General features: G+C 63.5%; 4 protein-coding genes. All 4 read right to left on the bottom strand.

Translation table 11 applies throughout. The annotated features are described in order from the left end of the window. Window positions 1–54 precede the first annotated feature (54 nt). From JOY90_RS32670 to trbF, 4 genes are read right to left on the bottom strand one after another with little or no spacing between them, the layout of a single operon-like run. On the bottom strand, window positions 55–345 hold the full coding sequence (locus tag JOY90_RS32670; RefSeq protein ID WP_291695218.1) for a DUF2274 domain-containing protein: 291 nt from the start codon (window positions 343–345) through the stop codon (window positions 55–57). Window positions 346–358: 13 nt separating this feature from the next. After that, on the bottom strand, window positions 359–1,549 hold the full coding sequence (locus JOY90_RS32665) for a TrbI/VirB10 family protein (RefSeq protein WP_291695217.1): 1,191 nt from the start codon (window positions 1,547–1,549) through the stop codon (window positions 359–361). After that, the gene (gene trbG, locus JOY90_RS32660) at window positions 1,546–2,538 is read right to left on the bottom strand and encodes a P-type conjugative transfer protein TrbG (RefSeq protein WP_291695216.1); all 993 of its coding nucleotides are present in this window, start codon (window positions 2,536–2,538) and stop codon (window positions 1,546–1,548) included. The genes JOY90_RS32665 and trbG overlap by 4 nt, the downstream gene beginning before the upstream one ends. Before the next feature lie 29 nt (window positions 2,539–2,567). Continuing rightward, on the bottom strand, window positions 2,568–3,251 hold the full coding sequence (gene trbF / locus JOY90_RS32655) for a conjugal transfer protein TrbF (RefSeq protein ID WP_291695215.1): 684 nt from the start codon (window positions 3,249–3,251) through the stop codon (window positions 2,568–2,570). Window positions 3,252–3,275 lie beyond the last annotated feature (24 nt).

Here is a 3,275-nt window from a genome sequence, read left to right as displayed (position 1 = left end):
CGACCAGTTTGAGGTACCGACCGACGTCATGGCCGCTTCACGCTGGCGTCGCATTCAGCTCTTCCGGCGGCCCGGCGCATCAGCGAGTGCTGGAACTCCGCTCCGATCATGATCCGCTGCCGATGTCTTGTGTCCGCGGCGCAACCTGGCAAAAGCTCTATCAGTCGCCATGAACCGAGCCAACATCGGTACGATCAGTCTGGCTGGATCGCTGATCGACTGACCGGCTTCCCGCGATAGAATATCGGCGTAGGCGATGAGATCCCGATGCACTGCGGCAGGGAGTTCGACGGTGACCTTGATCGACTTGTCGTCAGGCAAGGCCGCGAGTTTGAGCTTTGCCACTCACAGCTCCGATTCAGCCACGATAGGGCTCGATCACCAAATCCCGATTGACGATCACCCGCACCGGAAACCCTGGTCGGATCGTCAGCGTGGGCTGGATATTCATCTGCTGCCGCACGAGTTGCTGTCCGGTCTGGCTCACGGAATTTCCAAACCCTTGGCGCAACGCCTGAACGATGGCAGCGTTGTTGGTGTTCGTGCCACCTCCCGCATTCACCTCACTCCCGACTGACAGCAACGTCGACAGCAAGGCGGCACCGATCAACTGCCTCCAGCGGTTGTCGACTTCGTCCTCAAGCCCGGCATATCCTGCCGGGTCGGCACCAGGCTGCCGTTCAAGCACGATCGAGCGGCCATTGGGCATGATGAGCCGCGTCCAGACCAGCAACACCCGAGATTGGCCCGTCGCCACCTGGCTGTCGTAGACGCCGATCAGACGCGCCCCCTGCGGGACGAGCAGAAACCGTCCGGTTGGCGTGTCGAACACGTTCTCCGTCACTTGCGCCGTGATTTGACCCGGCAGGTCGGACCGGACGCCCGTAATCAGTGCGCCCGGAATGACGGTACCTGCCTGCACGACGTATGGAGACGCTGGCCGTGTCATGTGATCCGGGCTCGTTGTCCGGCGATCGACTGGCCCATTGACAAAGATGAGCTTCCGGTCCTGTCTGTTCTGCGCGAAGGCATCATCTCCTGCGGACTGAGCACCGACGTGATCGCTGGCCTGAGACGGCGCTGCCTGCGGCTGTGTTTCGCGGACATTGGTGGAGGCGAACAGCCGGCTGACGCGCGCCGCTTCAGTCTCCTGGTCGCGGCGCTGTTGATCCTGATCGGGCGCTGGCGCCTGCCCCTGGGCGGCCAGAATCGGCCGGCCGAGATCTCCGGGCATCGGCGGTCCCAGCACAGGAACATCCTTAGGAACACTGGCGTAGTCACGCGGCAAGGCGCCGACCCCGTCGGCAACATCGTGGTGGTCCGTGCCATAGAGCTCATCGGACTTTGGCTTGCGCGCGCCGCCGCCTTGAAGTGCCCAAATGGTCGTCCCTGCGATGACCAGCAGCATGAACGCGCTGATGCCGGTCAGGACCCTGCGCGAGAGCCGCGTGGTTCGTGGCAGCTCGCCTCTCAGCCGAAATTCTCTCGCCAGCTCATCCGGTGTCCTAGCAGCTGGCCTCTCCTGGGCACCTCCGTCCTCCACACTCATGGCGCGGGCTTCCCGTCCGTCCGCACGATCCTGACCTTCTGCTGCCGTTCGCCTCCAAGGCGCAGTTCGGCCGCCGCAAACAGCCGATCGACGATCAGCACATTGCCATAGGTCCGGTAATTGACGATCTCAGGCTTGCCATTGGCGTCGATGACGAACAGCGGCGGCAATTCGCCCTGCACGATGCCGCGGGAGAATTCGACATAGACTTTGCGGCCATCATCGTAGACCTTGACAGGCCGCCAGGGTGGATCGTCACCCTCGATCGAATAACGGAAGCGCCGCTGCGAGGGATCCGGCAGGACCGGCGTCAGGGGCACTTGTCGCAATGCCGACTGCGTTTGCGGATAGTACCAAGCAACCAAGGGCATATAGGGCTTTTCACGCGCGCGCAGCTCGATCAGATAGGTCCGCCGGTCGGTATTGACGATGAGATTGGTCTCGATCGCCGCCCGCGTCGGCTTGACCAGGATGTGAACCCGGCGGGTATCGCTGATACCGCTCTCGGTATCGCTGACCACCCAGCGCACGGTATCGCCGGCCGCAACCGGCCCGGAGCCCGTCAGTTGCTCCCCTTCTTGGAGCGCGATATCGGTGATCTGTCCCGGCGCGGCATAGACCTGATAGAGCGCACCGGGACTGTAGGCGTAGATCTGGGCCGCGTTGAAGTAGCCCTTCTTGCGCGGCTCCACCCGTGCAGCGCTGTTGGCCATCTCGACACGATCAACCGGTTCGGCCTCTTCCTTCCCGGCCTTGCCGCCAAAAGCCACCTTCCAAGGTGGCGGAACGTGAAGCGCCCGCGGTTTGTCCTCTTCGACAGGCGGTGGCGGGGCCATCGGCGGCACGTCGCTGTCATAGCTGATCTGCGGCGGCTTGGACGTCACGCAGCCGCCGAGGGGAGCCAAGAGCGCGATGGCGGCCAAGAGAGCTGCACGGGGGTCCCAGGTGATGCGAGCCGCGACGGCGCACCGCCCGAAGACTGCAAACATGCTATCCGCCCTGCATCGGTCACGCTCACTCACTGAGACAGCTCCTTCGACCAGTTGATGGCATGGACGTAGACGCCGAGGGGATTCTTCCGGAGCCGGTCGGCGTCATCAGGCATTGCGATCACGACGGTGAGGATCGCGGTCCAGCGTTCGGTCGCGCTCAGCGCGCCGTTCTCAAAGTGACGCTCGATCCAGGCGAGGCGGAAACTGTCGGGTGAGGCCCGAATGACGCTGGAGACCTCGACCGAGACCTGCGCTTTTCCGAGTTTCGCAAAGGGATCGTTGTTGCGGGCGTAGTCGTTGAGCGCCGCCGCGCCGCGATCGGTCGTGAAGTCGTAGGCTCGAAGCCAGTTCTGGCGCAGCACGATGCCATCCGCCGGCAAGCCTCGGACATCTTCGATAAAGCGAGCGAGGTGGTAGGCGATCTGCGGGTCGGTTGGCTGATAATCGGCGACCGCCGGCGCCACCCGCTCGACCTCGCCGAGATGATCAACCTCGACCACCCACGGCGTTATCGTGCTGCGCGTCGATTGCCAGATCAGGGCTGCGCCAAAACCTGCCGCAAGCACCAGGCATCCGAAGGCCATCAGCCGCCAATTCCTGGCCTGGACACGCGCTGAGCCGATGCGCTCATCCCAGACCTGCGCCGCCTTCTGATACGGCGTAACGGGCGCAGGCGTGCGGCCGTAATGAACCGACGGTCGCTTGAACATCAGGTGTTGCCCTCGGAAAGATCG

This window comes from Bradyrhizobium sp. (assembly GCF_019242285.1).
In the GTDB taxonomy this organism is placed as follows: domain Bacteria; phylum Pseudomonadota; class Alphaproteobacteria; order Rhizobiales; family Xanthobacteraceae; genus Bradyrhizobium.
The sequence above is the reverse complement of the archived record's forward strand: the minus strand, read 5'-3'. Positions and strand labels throughout refer to the sequence as shown.

What these genes read in the sequence shown, in the direction of transcription:
- trbG (WP_291695216.1), bottom strand. Translation starts at nt 2,538, where the DNA reads ATGTTTGCAGTCTTCGGGCGGTGCGCCGTCGCGGCTCGCATCACCTGG.
- JOY90_RS32665 (WP_291695217.1), bottom strand. Translation starts at nt 1,549, where the DNA reads ATGAGTGTGGAGGACGGAGGTGCCCAGGAGAGGCCAGCTGCTAGGACA.
- trbF (WP_291695215.1), bottom strand. Translation starts at nt 3,251, where the DNA reads ATGTTCAAGCGACCGTCGGTTCATTACGGCCGCACGCCTGCGCCCGTT.